The organism is Rhodanobacter aciditrophus (assembly GCF_050026795.1).
Taxonomy (GTDB): Bacteria; Pseudomonadota; Gammaproteobacteria; order Xanthomonadales; family Rhodanobacteraceae; genus Rhodanobacter_A.
Genome location: NZ_JALBWP010000010.1, coordinates 706318 through 722233 on the forward strand (window position 1 = coordinate 706318; position 15916 = coordinate 722233).

The following is a 15916-nucleotide window of genomic DNA, read 5'->3' on the forward strand; positions in this document are numbered from 1 at the left end:
GTGGCCGCGCATGTCCCGTACCGCGCGTCGGCCTTCCGTCAGCGGCAGCGGGACGTCGCCGCGCGGCTTGCGGTGGCGACCGCGCCGGTTGAGGTCTGCGTGCCGGCCACCGCTGCCATCACCCCGATGCCGGCCTTCCGCGGTCCGCCGAGCTGGGCATGCGGGTGTCCCGCACGGGGAGTAGCCTCAGCGGCGCGGGCGCCGCACGCCTGCGCCCAGCGTGCCGATCAGCAGCAGGGTCAGCACGATCTCGACGATGGCCAGCATGCGTTCGACCGGCGCGCTCCACGCTTCGGCCACGCCGTGGCAGAAATAGAACAGGGCGAGGATGCCGACCCAGAGCAGGGCACGGCGCGGCGAGCGCAGCGCGGTGAGCGGCAGCAACAGCGGCACCACGGTGATCGCCAGCACCAGGGCCACGGGCACGCTTTGCGGCGGCTGCAGCCAGCCATGCCAGAGGGGCTGCAGCACGGCGAGTGCAGCCCAGGCGGCGAGGCCGATCTTCTGCTCGACCGGCAGGCTGGCGGCGTTCATGCGCCTGCGGCCAGCTTGCGCGCGGCGTCGGCGAGGCGGCGGCCCAGCGCGCGGGCCAGCTCGCGCTCATGCTCGCTGATCGCGTTCTCGCCCTTGGCGCCGGCGACATGGCTGGCGCCGTAGGGCGTGCCGCCGCTGTGCGTGGCGGTGAGCGCCGGCTCGGTGAACGGGATGCCGACGATCAGCATGCCGTGGTGCAGCAGCGGCAGGGCCATCGTCAGCAGGGTGGATTCCTGGCCGCCGTGCATGGTGCTGGTGGAGGTGAACAGCGCGGCGGGCTTGCCCGCCAGTGTGCCGCTGGCCCACTCGGCGCCGGTGGTGTCGAGGAAGTGCTTGAGCGGCGCGGCCATGTTGCCGAAGCGGGTGGGACTGCCCAGCGCGAGGCCGCTGCATTCGGCGAGGTCCTGCTTCGTCACGTAGGGTGCGCCATCGTCCGGTACCGGCGGCTGCGCGGTCTCGGTGACCGGCGCCACCGGCGGCACCTGGCGCAGGCGTGCGCGCATGCCGGGGATCTCCTCGATGCCGCGGGCGATCAGTCGCGCCAACTGCGCGGTGTGGCCGCCGCGGCTGTAGTAGAGGACGAGGATGTCGTTCATGCGTCGAGTGTGCTCCCGGAGTGGCGCGATCCGGCGGTGGATCGGCGGCGCCGTGATGTGCACGAAGCGCTTCACGGCATCATGCTAGTGTACGGGCGATCCCCGTGAGCCTGGCTAGCCGCCCCATGCAACTGCGCCTCGACCGCGACCGCACGCTGAGCTTCGGCCGCTTCCTGTGGCAGCGCTTCGTCGACGACAAGTGCTTCGAGACCGCGGGCGCGCTGTCCTACACCACCCTGGTGTCGCTGGTGCCGCTGACGGTGGTGGTGCTGACGATGTTCGCCGCGTTCCCGATGTTCGAGACGGCCCGCGAGACGCTGCTCGACTTCGTCTTCAACAACGTGGTGCCGGCGGCGGGCGAGAAGGTGCAGGAAGCGCTGGTGGCATTCGCCACGAACGCGCGCAAGCTCACCGGCATCAGCATCCTGGTGATGCTGTTCAGCGCGGTCTCGATGATGGTGAGCATCGAGGACCGGCTGAACCGCATCTGGCGCGTGCATCGGCCGCGCGGTTGGGGCTCGCGCCTGCTGCTGTACTGGGCCGCGCTGACGCTGGGGCCGATCCTGGTGATGGGCAGCATCGCGCTCACTTCCTACGTCACCGCGGTGCCGTTGCTGCAGGCTGCGCCGGATCAGCTGACGAGCGCGGGCCAGCGCCTGCTCGGCCTGCTGCCGTTTGTGGTGACCTTCGTCACGCTGTGGCTGATGTATGTGCTGGTCCCGAACTGCCGGGTGTCGCGCCGCGACGCGGCGATCGGTGCGCTGCTCGGTGCGCTGCTGTTCGAGATCGCGCGCTGGGGTTTCGCCCGCTTCGTGCAGCACGCGCAGACCTACCAGGACATCTACGGCGCGCTGGCGGCGATCCCGATCTTGCTGCTGTGGATCTACCTGTCGTGGGTCATCGTGATCCTCGGCGCCTCGATTGCCGCGTCGGTGTCGGCGTTCGACTACCAGCCGCCCGCGGAGACGCTGCCGGAAGGTGCGGAATTCCTCGGCCTGCTGGTGGTGCTGCGCCACTTCGTCGAGGCACAGCGACGCGGCAAGAGCGTCGACCCGGCGCTGGTCCGCGCCGGCGAGCCACGCCTGCGCAGCACGCTGGTGGCGGCGTACTTCGACGACCTGCAGCGTGCCGACCTGATCCAGCGCAGCGAGGCCGGTGGCTGGCTGCTCAGCCGCAGCCTGGACAGCGCCGACCTGCTGCGCGTGTACCGGCACAGCAACTACCGCCTGCCGCTGCAGCCGGCGCAGGAGGCGGCGGCGCTGAACCTGCGGCTGCCGCCGGAATTGCTGGCGATGCTGGCCGAACTTGCCGCGGCCTTGCGCGCGACCCTGGGTGCGCCGCTCGACCACGCCTATCCGGCCGCTGTCGCGGCCACCGACCCACCGGAGCATTCCGCATGAACAAGTTCCTCTGGCTTGCCGCCCTGCTGTTGCTGCCGCTCGCACCGGCGGGCGCGGCGCGGGCCGCGATGCCTGCGCATCCTTCCATCCGCGTCACCACGCTGGACGGCAAGCCCTACGACCTTGCCGCGCAGCGCGGTCACTGGGTGATCGTGAACTTCTGGGCCACCTGGTGCGTGCCGTGCATCGCGGAGATGCCGGAGCTCTCGCACTACGTGGCCACCCATCCGGACGTGCGCGCGATCGGCCTGGCCTACGAGGACAGCGAACCGGCCGACATCAAGGCGTTTCTCAAGAAGCATCCGGTGGTGTATCCGGTCGCCCAGGTCACGCTGGACAAGTCGCTGAAGGATTTCGACGAGCCGCGCGGCCTGCCGACCACGTACCTGATCGCGCCGGACGGCACGGTGGCCACGCACTTCATCGGCCCGATCAACGCCGCCAAGCTGGACGCGGCGATGGGTCGGGCCCGACGCTGATGGCGGCCGCGCGCTTCCTCGTCGGCGGCCGGGTGCAGGGCGTGTGCTATCGGGCCGGCACCCGTGAGCAGGCGCTGGCGCTGGGGTTGGCCGGCCACGCGAGAAACCTGCCGGATGGCCGCGTCGAGGTCGTGGCCGAAGGCAGTGTCGCCGCGCTCGACGCGCTCGAACGCTGGCTGTGGCAGGGGCCGCCGGCGGCACGGGTGGATGCTGTCGAGCGGACGGAGCTGCCGGAGCAGGCGCCGGGCGGGTTCCGCATCGGCTGAATCGCCACTTCAGGCGTGGCCCAGCGCCTGCAGCTGGTCCGCCTGGTTCTCGCGGGTGAGGGTGTCGATGAGTTCGTCCAGGTCGCCCTGCATGATTTCCGGCAGCCGGTACAGGGTTAGGTTGACGCGGTGGTCGGTGATGCGGCCCTGCGGGAAGTTGTAGGTGCGGATGCGCTGGCTGCGGTCGCCCGAACCCACCTGCAGCCGGCGCGATTCCGCCTGCGCCGCGGCCTGCTTGCCCTGCGCCTCGTCGGTGAGGCGCGCCTGCAGCAGGCTCATCGCGCGGGCGCGGTTCTTGTGCTGGCTGCGTTCGTCCTGGCACTCCACCACCGTACCCGTGGGGAGATGCGTGATGCGGATCGCCGAGTCGGTCTTGTTGACGTGCTGGCCGCCGGCACCCGAAGCGCGAAACGTGTCGATCTTGAGGTCGGCCGGGTTGAGCTCGATCGCCTCGATCTCGTCCAGCTCGGGCAGGATCGCCACGGTGGCTGCCGAGGTGTGGATACGTCCCTGCGACTCGGTTTCCGGCACGCGCTGCACGCGGTGCGTGCCCGACTCGAACTTCAACCGCGAGTACGCGCCCTTGCCCTCGACGCGCGCCACGATCTCCTTGTACCCGCCGTGCTCACCTTCGTGCGCCGAGAGGATTTCCACGCCCCAGCGCTTGCGCTCGGCATAGCGCGCGTACATGCGGAACAGGTCGCCTGCGAAGATCGCCGCCTCGTCGCCGCCGGTGCCCGCGCGCACCTCCAGGTACAGGTTGGCCTCGTCGCGCGGGTCTTTCGGCAGCAGCAGGATCTGCAGCTCGCCGTCGAGTTCGGCGAGGCGGGCCTCCAGCCGCGCGACGTCCTCGGCGGCCATCCCGGCGAGTTCGGGGTCGTCCAGCATCGCGCGCGCGTCGGCCAGCTCGCGCGCGGCCGCCTCGTGGTCCCGCAGCGCGGCGGTGACGGGTTCCAGTTGCGCGTACTCGCGCGACAGTTCGCGGAAGCGCGTGCCGTCGGCCAGCACCTCAGGCTGGGCCAGCAGCAGGCTGATCTCCTCGTGACGTTCGACGAGGGTTTCGAGTTTGCGGCGGATCGAAGGCGTCATGGGCGAAGGCAGGGAAGCGGGAACGGGGCGGCCGGCGCAGCGGCGCGCGGATGCGGGAGGCGGCAGCCAGCCGCCCTCGCTAGACGTCCCGCGTGTCCGGCTCTTCCTCGTCCAGCCCGTACAGCCGTCCGGCCGCGTGCAGCAGGTCGAGGTCGCCGGAGAGCGCTGCCTCGCGCAGACGCGCGCTGGGGTGGTGCAGCAGCTTGTTGGTGAGCGTGTGCGCGAGGAAGCCCAGCGCCTCGTCGGGCGACTTGCCGCGCGCCAGCATCGCGCGCGCCTTCTCCAGCACCTCGTCGCGGTAGACCTCCGCGTGCTGGCGCAGGTCCAGGGCAGGATTGCGCAGGCCGAGCGCGCGGCGCCAGGCCATGTAGCGGTCCACCTGCAGGTCGATGATGGCGTCGGCCTCGCGCGCGGCGGCGGCGCGCGAGCGGCGGTTGTCGTCGATCACCTGCTGCAGGTCGTCGATGCCGTAGAGGTAGACGTCGGGCAGCTCGGCCACGTCGGGTTCGATGTCGCGCGGCACCGCGATGTCGACCATGAACATCGGGCGGCGGCGACGCGCGGCCAGCGCCTGCTCGACCATCGCGCGGGTGACCACGGGCTGGCGCGATGCGGTGGAGGCGATCACCACGTCGGCCTCGGCGAGGTGCTGCGGCAGGCCGGCCAGCGCGACCGCGTAGCCGCCGTAGCGGCCGGCGAGATCCTGCGCGGTCTCCAGCGTGCGGTTCGCCACGATCAGCCGGCGTGCCTGCTTGTCGGCGAGGTGGCGCGCGGCCAGTTCGATGGTGTCGCCGGCGCCGATCAGCAGCACGCAGGCCTCGCGCAGGTCGGCGAATACCTGCTCGGCCAGGCGCACCGCGGTGAACGCCACCGAGACCGTGTGCGCGCCCACGCGGGTCTCCGTGCGCACCCGCTTGGCCACCGCGAAGGTGTGCTGCAGCAGGCGGTCCAACGGTGCCTTCAGCGTATGCGCCTCGCGCGCGAGCTGGTAGGCGTCCTTCACCTGGCCGAGGATCTGCGGTTCGCCCAGCACCATCGAATCCAGCCCGGTGGCGACGCGGAACAGGTGGCGCGCCGCGTCCTGCTCGTCGTGGCGGTACAGGAACTCGTCCAGCTTGCCGGGAGTCAGACGATGATGGCGGTTGAGCCACGCCAGCGGCAGCTGTTCGGCGCCGGCGGCCACGCCCACGTACAGCTCGGTGCGGTTGCAGGTGGACAGGATCATCGCCTCCTCCACGCCGGGTTCGCGCTGCAGTTCGCGCAGGGCGGCGGCGGTGGCTTCGGGATCGAACGCCACCTGTTCGCGCAGGGCCACCGGCGCGGTGAGATGGTTGAGCCCGAGGGCGACGAGTGGCATGGCGAGGCGAGGGTCCCGGCGGATGTCTGGCGGCGTAGGCTAAGCTTGTCGTCGAGGCGCCGTGGGTACGGGCACGGTCGTGGCGTGTTGGGCAGACGGACGGACAGACGGTGGTCAGTGTGCGAAGCAGGCGTTGCGGATTCAAGCAGATGCGGCATTTTACGGCAGCCGCGACGCTGATGCTCGGGCTGGCCGCCTGCGCCCCGACGCCGCTGCGGCGGACCGCCGCGCCGGCGGCAGTCTCCGCCCAGCCGCTGGCGCGGATGGTGGTGGCGACGCCGGACGAGGATCACGACCTGCTTGCGCAGCTGATGGCCGGCGAGATGGCGCTGGGCCGCACCGACCTGAAGGGCGCCGCGCTGCATTACGGCAAGGCGGCGGCGTTGAGCGACGATCCCGCGGTGGCCGAGCACGCCGCGATGCTGGCGATCGCGGTGCACGACGACGCGGCAGCCGGACGTGCGCTGGATCGCTGGCAGGCCCTGGGTGCCAAGCCGGCGGCGATGGCGCAGGCGCGCGCCCAGCTGGCGCTGAACCGCGGCGACACGCCGGAGGCGCGGCGCCAGCTCGAGATCCTCACCGGCAGCCGCGACAAGAACGCCTGGCGGGAATTCGGCCAGGTGCTGCTGGGTGCCCGCGACCAGGCCCAGGCCGGACAATTGCTGGAGGCGCTGGCCACGCCGCAACGCCTGCCCGCCGATCCGCAGGCCTGGCTGGCGATGAGCGAGCTGGGCGACAAGCTGGGTCGCCACGCCTACGCGCAGCGCATCGCGGACGCCGCGATGGCGCGTTTCCGCAACAACGCCGAGGTCTACGCCTGGGCCGCGCAGATGAAGGCCCGCAACGGCGACGCCAAGGGTGCCCGCGCGCTGCTGCAGCAGGCGATCGCCAAGGCGCCCGACAACGTGCACCTGCGCCTGGTCTACGCCAGCATGCTCAGTGCGGCCGGCGACTACGCGGCGGCGGCGAAGCTGCTGGACCACGGGCCGCAGAACGCCGACACCTACCGGCTGCGCGCCGCGCTGGCCGCCCGCAGCAAGGACAGCAAGGCGCTGGCGGCGCTGTATCGCCAGCTGCAGCAGGCCGGTCCCGAGGTGCGCGAGCAGAACGCCTTCCTGCTCGGCCAGCTCGCCGAGATGCAGCACCGTGACGCCGAGGCGCTGGCCTGGTATGGCCAGGTCGGCGACGACGATCCGCACGCCTTCGACGCCGACCTGCGCAGCGCCGTGCTGCTGCAGGCGCAGGGCAAGAGCGCCGCCGCGCACGAGCTGCTGGCTCAGATGCAGCTGGACTACCTCGACCAGCCCGCCCAGTTGCGCCAGGCCTGGCAACTCGACGCCGAGCTCTACATGCGCGAGCGGCGCTACGTGCAGGCGATCAATGCGTTCACCCGCGCGCTGCAGGTGGTGCCGAACGACCCGGGGTTGCTGTACGGCCGCGGCCTGGCCTACGCCGAGGTGGGCCAGACCGATCTGGCGGTGAAGGATTTCCGCAGCCTGCTCAAGCTCAAGCCCGACGACATCGACGCCAGCAACGCGCTGGGCTTCACCCTGGCCGACGCGAACCGCGACCTGCCCGAGGCGGAGCAGTTGATCGCCAGGGCGCGCGCGGCGCGGCCGAATGATCCGGCGATCGCCGACTCCTGGGGCTGGGTGCAATACCGGCTGGGGCATCTGCAGCAGGCTGCGCAGGTGTTGCGTGGCGCGTGGCGGGCGGGCAGGGACGCCGACGTCGGCGTGCATCTCGGTGAGGTGCTGTGGAAGCAGGGCGACCGCCAGGACGCGCGGCGCGTGTTCGACGAGGTGCGCAAGATCGACCCGCACAACGCCAGCCTGCAAAGCCTCCTGCAGCGGCTGCATCCATGAGGCGCCATCACCGGTTCCTCGCGGCGGTGCTGCCGTTGCTGCTGGCCGCCTGCGCGCCGCAGCTCGTGCGCATCAAGGGCGACGCCGGCCTGCTCGCCGCACAAGCCGCGCGCGAGCGGGCGCTGGCGCACACCGACCACTGGACGCTGGAGGGTCGGCTGGGCGTGTCCGATGGCCGCGACGGCGGCAGCGGCGGCTTCACCTGGACCCAGGACGGCGACGATTACCGCTTCGTGTTCCGTGCGCCGATCACCGGCCGCAGTTTCGAGCTGAGCGGCGGTCCCGCCGGCGCACTGCTGCAGGGACTGGACGGCGGCCCGCTGAGAGGCACCGACGCCGAGGCGCTGATGCGGCGGGCGCTGGGCTGGGAGGTGCCGTTGCACGACCTGCGTGCGTGGGTGCTGGGCCTGCGCGCCGACAGCGGCCCCGCCGAGCTGGCGTTCGGCGACAACCGCCTGCCTTCGCTGCTCACGCAGGACGGCTGGACGGTGGACTACCGGGCCTGGGACGCCGCGCGTCAGCCGCCGCTGCCCACCACCATCTTCGCCTCGCGGCCACCGTACAAGGTGCGGTTGTCGATCGAGACGTGGAGCCTGCGCTGAAAGGATTGCCGTGCGGATATCGCCCCGGACGCGGCGGCCGCGGGTGACCCGGTCGCTGCGGAGTGACCGCACGCGGCCGACTCGCTAGAGTGCGCCGGGGTGCGCATGGGGGGAGACGTGGCTGCATTTCGACGAGGTGGCATGGGGATCGCCATGAGCCTGATGCTGGGGCTGGCGCTTCCCGCCGGCGCGCAACAGCGGCCCGGCGATGGCGTCCTGCCGCCGCCGCCGGGCATGCCGTTACGGCCGCCACCGGGCATGCCGCCACCACCCGGCATGCGGCCGCCGCCGCCGCCGCGGCTCGACCCGGTCCCGGCGGCCGCGCCCGCGAACCTGCCCGCGCCGGTGCTGCTCGCTCCGGCGTCGGCGGCGGGTCCGGAGCCGGTCGTCGATGGCGGCGCCACGTCGCCGGCGGTGTCCGCGCCGGAGCCGGCCGCGCATCGCCAGGCATTGACGGCGACCATGCCGGCGCGGATCGCGCCGACGCCGGCCCGGGCCTCTGCTTCCGCGAATCCGTCGCCGCGTCCATTGCCGTGGCTGTTGCTGCTGGCGCTGGCCGGCGCGCTGCTGGCCTGGTGGGCGTCGCTGCGCCGGTCGCGGCAGCTGCGCGAAGAGGCCGAGCGACTGGTACGCCAGCAGCGTTTCCTGAAGTCCGCGCACAGCCATCTGCGACAGAAATCCGAGCAGCTGCAGCAGCTGTCGATGCACGATCCCCTCACCGGCACGCTGAACCGGCAGGCATTCGCCGCGGAGCTGCGCGAGCGCATCGATCACCTGGCGAAGTACAACCAGCCGCTCAGCCTGATCGTGTTCGACCTCGACCACTTCAAGACGATCAATGATGGCCACGGCCATCTGGTCGGCGATGCCGCGCTGGCTCTGGTGGTCGGCGTGGTGCGCGAGCACCTGGTGAGCGACGACCTGTTCGGTCGCTTCGGCGGCGACGAGTTCATGATCGCCTGCGCCGGGCAGGGCGCGGCGCACGCCGCGGCGCTGGCCGAGCGCTTGCGCGCAGCGGTGGCCGAGCGGGCGCCGCAGGCCCAGCCGCCGATTCCAGGCCTCACCCTGAGCCTCGGGGTGGCGCAGGCGGACCCGGATCACGGTTACCACTCGGACGAGCTGTTTGCGCGCGCCGATGCGGCGCTCTATGCCGCCAAGCAGGGTGGCCGCAACCGGGTCGTCGCCGACGCCCCCGCCGGGGCGGTGGCGGGCGCGATCCGCCGGCACCTGTGATCCGCGCGCCGGTACGGCGGTTAAGCTAGACGGCTCCCTGGAATCCCTCGGCCCATGTCATTCCGCATCGAGCGCGCCCGGCTGGCGCAGGTTGACGCCCTTGGCGACATCGAACGCGCGGCGCAGGAGCTGTTCCGCGGCCATCCTGCGTGGCCGTCGTATGCCGCCGCGCCGATGGATGCGCCGTCGCTGGCGGTCGCTGTCGGCGCCGGTCGCGTCTGGGTGGCGCTGGATGAAGGCGGAAGCCCCTTGGGCTTCGTGGGCGTGGCGGTCGAGGACGGTGAGGTCGGCATCGCCGAGATCGACGTGCTGCCCAGCCACGGCCGGCGCGGCATCGGCGCGGCGCTGCTGGAACACGCCTGCGCGTGGGCCGCCGAGTCGGGCTACCCGTCCGTGGTGCTGGGCACGCTTTCCGACGTGCCGTGGAACGCGCCGTTCTATGCGCGCCATGGCTTCGAGGCCGTCGATCCGGCGCGTTACACGCCGGCGCTGGCGGCGCACCATGCATCCGACCGCGAACGCGGCTTTCCCATGCATCTGCGCGTGTACATGCGCCGTCGCCTGCAGGCTTCGCCCGGCGGCTGGACGCGCTGGCCGGCGCCGGCCAAGCTCAACCTGTTCCTGCGCTTCACCGGCCGCCGGCCCGACGGCTACCACGAGCTGCAGACCGTGTTCCGCCTGCTCGACTGGGGCGACGAGTTGCGTCTGCGCGTGCGCGAGGACGGCGTGATCCGCCGCGTCACCGCGGTACCCGGCGTGCCCGAACAGGACGACCTGGTGGTGCGCGCCGCGCGGCTGCTGCAGGAGCACGCAGGCGCCACACCGGGCGTCGAGATCGAGGTGGACAAGCGCATCCCGATGGGCGGCGGCCTCGGCGGCGGCAGCTCCGACGCAGCCACCGTGCTGGTGGCGCTGAACCACCTGTGGCACTGCGGGCTGGGCGAGGACGCGCTGGCGGAACTGGGCGGGCGGCTGGGCGCCGACGTGCCGGTGTTCGTGCGCGGCCGTTCGGCCTGGGCCGAAGGCGTGGGTGAGCGGCTGACCCCGCTGGCGCTGCCGCGGCGGCATTATGTGGTGCTCGATCCGCACGAGCAGGTGCCCACGGCGGCGCTGTTTCAAGCGCCTGAATTGACACGAAATGCGCCCCCGGCGACAATTTCATCCTTTGTTTCGGGCGAAACGACGGAAAACGCCTTCACGCCGGTGGCGCGCGCGCGCCATCCCCGCGTGGCGGCGGCGCTGGACTGGCTGGGCCGCCACGGGGCGGCGCGGCTTTCCGGCAGTGGCGGTTGCGTGTTCCTGGAGCTGCGCACGCTGGAGCAGGCACAGTCCATCGCGGACCGTTGCCCGTCCGCGTTCACGGCCCACGTGGCCACCGGCGTCGCGGTTTCGCCCCTGCTTGAAGCCTTGGGCCGCCATGGGGGCGGCCGGCACCGACCCTGACGGTCGGGGAACCAGAAGCGGACCGGGGATGGTTCGCGACCCGGAGGCCGCCCTGGAATGGCGGATCCCAGGGACCAACGACGGCGGTCTGGATGTTGCCATCGTCAGGGAAAGAACCGCCGGGCGACTCAGGATGCGTCGCCAACGGTCGCGCAAGTGACCGCACAATGAAATCAATGATGGGGCGTCGCCAAGCTGGTTAAGGCACGGGATTTTGATTCCCGCATGCGCAGGTTCGAATCCTGCCGCCCCAGCCATCCAACAGCAGTTGCAGGTTTCCGAGGAACGCAAGCGTGGACAGGTCCAGCCCGATGATGCTGTTTACTGGCAAGGCACACCCTCAGCTTGCCGAGGACGTCGCCCATCGCCTGGGTGTGCCGCTGGGCAAGGCGCTGGTCAGCACCTTCAGCGACGGCGAGGTGCAGATCGAGATCGAGGAGAACGTGCGCCGCCAGGAAGTGTTCGTGCTGCAGCCCACCGGCGCGCCGAGCGCGAAGAACCTGGTCGAGCTGCTGGCGCTGGCCGACGCGCTCAAGCGTGCCTCCGCCGCCAGCGTCACCGCGGTGATCCCGTACTTCGGCTACGCGCGGCAGGATCGCCGCCCGCGCTCCGCGCGCGTGCCGATCACCGCGAAGCTGGTGGCCAAGCTGATCAGCACCGCCGGCGTCGACCGCGTGCTCACGGTGGACCTGCATGCCGAGCAGATCCAGGGCTTCTTCGACATCCCGGTGGACAACGTCTACGCCTCGCCGGTGCTGCTGGCCGACATCTGGCGCCACTTCAGCATGGACGACATGATCGTGGTCAGTCCCGACGTGGGCGGCGTGGTGCGCGCCCGCGCGCTGGCCAAGCGGCTGGACGACGCAGACCTGGCGATCATCGACAAGCGCCGTCCGAAGGCGAACGTGGCCACGGTAATGAACATCATCGGCGACGTGAACGGCAAGACCTGCGTGATGGTGGACGACATCGTCGACACCGCCGGCACGCTGTGCGCCGCGGCTGCGGCGCTGAAGGAGCGTGGCGCCCGCAAGGTGGTGGCCTACTGCGTGCACCCGGTGCTGTCCGGCGCGGCGATGAGCAACCTGGAGAATTCCCAGCTCGACCAGCTGGTGGTCACCAACACGTTGCCGCTCAGCCCCGCGGCGCAGGCCTGCGCGAAGATTCGCCAGCTGTCGGTGGCCGAGCTGCTGGCCGAGACGATCCGCCGCATCGCCTTCGGCGAGTCGGTGAGCTCGCTGTACGTCGACTGAGAAATTTGAAAGTCCGCCCAGGACGGGCGGTTTTTGATGTTTGGCTTTTCGCGGCAGGGCGCCGCGTAGAAGCAACCGGCTTTTCTGGTCGCGGAAAAGTCGAACGGCCGCCGCGAGGCGGCTTCCCAACCCAAGGTAGTACCGAAATGGCACAGATTCATGAAATCAAGGCCGAGAGCCGCAAGGACGAGGGGAAGGGTGCGAGCCGCCGCCTGCGTCGCGCGAGCTACGTCCCGGCCGTCGTCTATGGTGCGGGCCAGCCCGCGCAGAGCATCCAGATCGAGCACAACACCATCCTGCTCGCCGCCAAGCACGAGTGGTTCTTCTCCTCGGTGCTCGACCTGAACGTCGACGGCAAGGTGCAGAAGGTGCTGGTGCGCGACTGGCAGAAGCATCCGTTCAAGCAGCAGATGATGCACATGGACTTCCTGCGCATCGACGAGAACCACGCCATCCGCGTGAACGTGCCGCTGCACTTCCTGAACCAGGAGAAGTCCGCCGCCGCCAAGACCTCCGGCGTGGTGATCTCGCACAACCTGACGGAAGTGGAAGTCTCCTGCCTGCCGAAGGACCTGCCCGAGCACATCGAGCTGGACCTCGCCGACCTCAAGCCCGGCGACATCGTGCACCTGTCGCAGCTGAAGCTGCCGAAGGGCGTGGAGATCGTGGCGCTGCACCTGGGTGCCGACCACGACACCACGGTGGTGACCGCGAACACGGTGAAGGAAGAGGTCGAGGAGGCGCCGGCCGCCGAGGGCGGCGCCGCCGAGGCCGCCCCGGCCGCCGCCGCGCCGGCCAAGGACGCCAAGAAGTAAGCCGCTGCGGCCCGCGCCCCGCCGGGGCGCGGGCCCGGGCGCTTGCTGGCCGTCATGGCAGGTCTGCGGCTGATCGTCGGGCTGGGCAATCCCGGCGCCGAATATCTCCGAACCCGGCACAATGCCGGGTTCTGGTTTGTGGACGCCCTCGCGGCAGGGCAGGGCGAACGCTGGAGCTTCGACGGCAAGCTGCACGGCGAGAGCTGCAAGCTGCGCCTCGGCGGCGAGCCGGTGTGGCTGCTGAAGCCCGCCACCTTCATGAACAAGAGCGGCATCGCGGTCGCCTCCGCGCTGCGCTACTACAAGATTTCGCCGGAGGAGTGCCTGGTCGCGCATGACGACCTGGACCTTCCCGCCGGCACCGTGCGGTTGAAGTTCGACGGCGGCCACGGCGGCCAGAACGGGCTGCGCGACATCGTGGCCCACCTCGGCCACGGCAAGTTCCACCGCCTGCGCCTCGGCATCGGCCATCCTGGCCACAAGGACCAGGTCACCCCGTGGGTGCTGGGCCGGCCCTCGGCACAGGACGAGGACGCGATCGTCGATGGCATCGCCCGCGCGATGGATGTGCTGCCGCTGGCCGTGGACGGGCAGTTCGACAAGGCGATGCAGCGGCTGCACACCGCCGATGGCAAGTAGATTTTTTGACGCCGTTTCCGCGTTCGCGGCGACGGCGCCCGGAACGGCACATATCTCGGAGCACCCATGGGCATCAAATGCGGCATCGTCGGCCTGCCCAACGTCGGCAAGTCCACCCTGTTCAACGCGCTGACCAAGGCGGGCATCGCGGCGGCAAACTTCCCGTTCTGCACGATCGAGCCGAACGTGGGCGTGGTGCCGGTGCCCGACCCGCGGCTCAACGCGCTGGCGGCGATCGTCAATCCGCAGAAGGTCATCCCCACCGCGGTGGAGTTCGTCGACATCGCCGGCCTCGTCGCCGGTGCCTCGAAGGGCGAAGGACTGGGCAACAAGTTCCTCGCGCACATCCGCGAGGTGGATGCGATCGCCCACGTGGTGCGCTGCTTCGAGCACGGCGACATCGTGCACGTGGCCGGCAAGGTGGATCCCGTCGCCGACATCGAGACCATCGACACCGAGCTGGCACTGGCCGACCTGGAGTCGGTGGAGAAGGCGCTGAACCGCGCCGAGCGCGCGGCCAAGGCCAACGACAAGGAAGCGCTGGCGAAGAAGCCGGTGCTGCAGAAGCTCGCCGCCACGCTCAATGAGGGCAAATCGGCGCGCAGCGCGAAGCTGGACGACGAGGAAAAGGCGCTGGTGCGCGACCTCTTCCTGCTCACGCTCAAGCCGCTGATGTACATCGCCAACGTGCTGGAGGACGGCTTCGAGAACAACCCGCACCTCGATGCCGTGCGTGCCCGCGCCGCCGAGGAGGGTGCCGAGGTGGTGCCGGTGTGCGCCGCGATCGAGGAGGAGCTGGCCCAGCTCGACGACGCCGATCGTGACGAGTTCCTCAAGGACCTGGGCCTGGACGAGCCGGGCCTGAACCGCGTGATCCGCGCCGGCTACAAGCTGCTCGACCTGCAGACCTACTTCACCGCAGGCGTGAAGGAAGTGCGCGCCTGGACCATCAGGCGCGGCTACACCGCGCCGCAGGCGGCCGGCGTGATCCACACCGATTTCGAGCGCGGCTTCATCCGTGCCGAGACCGTCTCCTACGACGACTTCATCCAATACAAGGGCGAGCAGGGCGCCGCCGCCGCCGGCCGTCTGCGCAAGGAAGGCAAGGACTACGTAGTGAAGGATGGCGACGTGCTGCACTTCCTGTTCAACGTCTGAATCGCCTCTCGTATCGCGCGGGCCGGATGCGCACCGGCGGCGGGCATTCCGTGCGAGCATGCGCGCCGTTCGGCAAGGCGCGGGGTGAGGCATGGCCAAGGCGGTGCTGCGGATCCGGTTGGGGCGTCCCGATGACGCCCGTGCGGTGGCTGCGCTGGTGCGTCGCGTGACGCGGCGCTGGATCCTGCCCGACCAGCCGCACGAGGCCGGGCGGGCGCTGCTGGCGCGGCAGGGTGCGGCGGCCCAGCGGCTGCGCATGCAGGAGGGGCACCGCTTCCACCTCGCCTGGCTGGGCGACACCCTGGTGGGCGTGGCGGCGCTGCGCGACGACAGCCATCTCACCCAGCTCTTCGTGGGCACTCGGTATCACGGCCGTGGCATCGCGCGGCGCCTGTGGCAGCGCGCGATGGCCGACGCGGTGCGTCGCGCCGGTACGCGCCGCTTCACGCTCAACGCCTCGCGCTGCGCGGTGTCGGCGTACCTGCGACTGGGCTTCGTGGCTGCCGGGCCGGAGCGGTTATCGCCGAACGGCGTGCTCACCACGCCGATGGCGCTGACGCGCGTGCCGGCACGTGGCGAGCGGGCATAATGGCGATTTCCCTGCCGCAATGACCGGAGCGCGCATGCCAGGCCACCAGCACGAAGTGAGCTTCCGTTTCCTCGCCCAGCCCACCGACGTCAACTTCGGCGGCAAGGTGCATGGCGGCATGGCGATGAAGTGGATCGATCAGGCCGGCTACGCCTGTGCGGTGGCCTGGAGCGGGGCGTACTGCGTCACCGCCTCGGTCAGCGGCATCCAGTTCGTGGCGCCGATCCTGATCGGCGATCTGGTGACGGTGCGCGCGCGACTGATCCACACCGGCACCTCCAGCATGCACATGGCGGTGGACGTGCTGGCCAGCGACCTGCGCAAGGGGGAGCAAAGGCTGGCGACCAGTTGCGTGATGGTGTTCGTGGCGCTGGACGCGCCGGACGGCAAGCCCACCCCGGTGCCGCGCTGGGAGCCGCGCGACGAGGGCGAGCGCAAGCTGCAGGCGCATGCGCGTCGCCTGCAGCAGTTGTCGCGCGAGATGGAGCAACTGGTGGATACCCGGGCCGACGAAAACCGGCGCGATCCGGGCTGAAACCGGCCCGCGGAGCGCCGCGGAAGCACGCCTGCGGGCGTTCGCGGGTGTTGACAGTCGGCG

General features: G+C 70.8%; 17 protein-coding genes and 1 tRNA gene. 14 read left to right on the plus strand and 4 right to left on the minus strand.

Features of this window, described 5'->3' with window-relative positions; genetic code table 11:
• Window positions 1-186 precede the first annotated feature (186 nt).
• Together ACQGNW_RS07950 and wrbA are read right to left on the minus strand one after the other, a co-directional pair.
• The gene (locus ACQGNW_RS07950; protein WP_426662597.1) at window positions 187-534 is read right to left on the minus strand and encodes a DUF2069 domain-containing protein; all 348 of its coding nucleotides are present in this window, start codon (window positions 532-534) and stop codon (window positions 187-189) included.
• Window positions 531-1130: an NAD(P)H:quinone oxidoreductase gene (gene wrbA / locus ACQGNW_RS07955; protein WP_426662598.1), complete on the minus strand. Its 600-nt coding sequence runs from the start codon at window positions 1128-1130 to the stop codon at window positions 531-533. Before wrbA ends, ACQGNW_RS07950 begins: the two co-directional genes overlap by 4 nt.
• A gap of 125 nt (window positions 1131-1255) precedes the next feature.
• Between wrbA and ACQGNW_RS07960 the strand changes: the two genes are divergently transcribed.
• From ACQGNW_RS07960 to ACQGNW_RS07970, 3 genes are read left to right on the plus strand one after another with little or no spacing between them, the layout of a single operon-like run.
• On the plus strand, window positions 1256-2530 hold the full coding sequence (locus ACQGNW_RS07960) for a YihY family inner membrane protein (protein ID WP_426662743.1): 1275 nt from the start codon (window positions 1256-1258) through the stop codon (window positions 2528-2530).
• Window positions 2527-3009, plus strand: coding sequence for a TlpA family protein disulfide reductase (locus ACQGNW_RS07965; protein ID WP_426662599.1), 483 nt, complete (start codon window positions 2527-2529; stop codon window positions 3007-3009). The genes ACQGNW_RS07960 and ACQGNW_RS07965 overlap by 4 nt, the downstream gene beginning before the upstream one ends.
• The gene (locus ACQGNW_RS07970) at window positions 3009-3275 is read left to right on the plus strand and encodes an acylphosphatase (RefSeq protein ID WP_426662600.1); all 267 of its coding nucleotides are present in this window, start codon (window positions 3009-3011) and stop codon (window positions 3273-3275) included. Before ACQGNW_RS07965 ends, ACQGNW_RS07970 begins: the two co-directional genes overlap by 1 nt.
• Window positions 3276-3284: 9 nt before the next feature.
• Here ACQGNW_RS07970 and prfA read toward each other — a convergent pair whose 3' ends face one another.
• Both prfA and hemA read right to left on the minus strand, forming a co-directional pair.
• Window positions 3285-4364, minus strand: a complete 1080-nt coding sequence (prfA, locus tag ACQGNW_RS07975) for a peptide chain release factor 1 (RefSeq protein ID WP_426662601.1) — start codon at window positions 4362-4364, stop codon at window positions 3285-3287.
• A gap of 79 nt (window positions 4365-4443) precedes the next feature.
• A complete protein-coding gene (gene hemA, locus ACQGNW_RS07980; RefSeq protein WP_426662602.1) occupies window positions 4444-5721 on the minus strand; it encodes a glutamyl-tRNA reductase in 1278 nt (425 codons plus the stop codon).
• 149 nt (window positions 5722-5870) lie between these two features.
• On the opposite strand from hemA, the gene ACQGNW_RS07985 reads away from it, so the two are divergent.
• The 11 genes from ACQGNW_RS07985 (at window position 5871) to ACQGNW_RS08035 (ending at window position 15853) form a co-directional block, all read left to right on the plus strand.
• Entirely contained in the window at window positions 5871-7586 is a 1716-nt protein-coding gene (locus ACQGNW_RS07985; protein WP_426662603.1) for a tetratricopeptide repeat protein, read from the plus strand.
• Window positions 7583-8188 carry a lipoprotein insertase outer membrane protein LolB gene (gene lolB, locus ACQGNW_RS07990; protein ID WP_426662604.1) on the plus strand — a complete coding sequence of 202 codons (606 nt, stop codon included), beginning with the start codon at window positions 7583-7585 and terminating at the stop codon, window positions 8186-8188. Before ACQGNW_RS07985 ends, lolB begins: the two co-directional genes overlap by 4 nt.
• Before the next feature lie 153 nt (window positions 8189-8341).
• The gene (locus ACQGNW_RS07995) at window positions 8342-9421 is read left to right on the plus strand and encodes a GGDEF domain-containing protein (RefSeq protein ID WP_426662605.1); all 1080 of its coding nucleotides are present in this window, start codon (window positions 8342-8344) and stop codon (window positions 9419-9421) included.
• 54 nt (window positions 9422-9475) lie between these two features.
• Window positions 9476-10864 (plus strand): 4-(cytidine 5'-diphospho)-2-C-methyl-D-erythritol kinase, encoded by a 1389-nt coding sequence (gene ispE, locus ACQGNW_RS08000; protein ID WP_426662606.1) that lies wholly within the window; start codon window positions 9476-9478, stop codon window positions 10862-10864.
• Window positions 10865-11044: 180 nt separating this feature from the next.
• Window positions 11045-11121 (plus strand) — tRNA-Gln (locus ACQGNW_RS08005).
• Between the two features lie 54 nt (window positions 11122-11175).
• Complete coding sequence (locus tag ACQGNW_RS08010) at window positions 11176-12117, plus strand: ribose-phosphate diphosphokinase (RefSeq protein ID WP_426662744.1); 942 nt, start codon at window positions 11176-11178, stop codon at window positions 12115-12117.
• Between the two features lie 146 nt (window positions 12118-12263).
• The gene (locus tag ACQGNW_RS08015) at window positions 12264-12932 is read left to right on the plus strand and encodes a 50S ribosomal protein L25/general stress protein Ctc (RefSeq protein ID WP_426662607.1); all 669 of its coding nucleotides are present in this window, start codon (window positions 12264-12266) and stop codon (window positions 12930-12932) included.
• A 54-nt stretch (window positions 12933-12986) separates the two neighbouring features.
• On the plus strand, window positions 12987-13571 hold the full coding sequence (pth, locus tag ACQGNW_RS08020; RefSeq protein ID WP_426662608.1) for an aminoacyl-tRNA hydrolase: 585 nt from the start codon (window positions 12987-12989) through the stop codon (window positions 13569-13571).
• A gap of 66 nt (window positions 13572-13637) precedes the next feature.
• Window positions 13638-14729 (plus strand): redox-regulated ATPase YchF, encoded by a 1092-nt coding sequence (gene ychF / locus ACQGNW_RS08025; RefSeq protein ID WP_426662609.1) that lies wholly within the window; start codon window positions 13638-13640, stop codon window positions 14727-14729.
• A 91-nt stretch (window positions 14730-14820) separates the two neighbouring features.
• Window positions 14821-15318, plus strand: coding sequence for a GNAT family N-acetyltransferase (locus tag ACQGNW_RS08030; RefSeq protein WP_426662610.1), 498 nt, complete (start codon window positions 14821-14823; stop codon window positions 15316-15318).
• Window positions 15319-15352: 34 nt separating this feature from the next.
• Window positions 15353-15853, plus strand: a complete 501-nt coding sequence (locus ACQGNW_RS08035) for an acyl-CoA thioesterase (protein ID WP_426662611.1) — start codon at window positions 15353-15355, stop codon at window positions 15851-15853.
• Window positions 15854-15916: the final 63 nt, after the last annotated feature.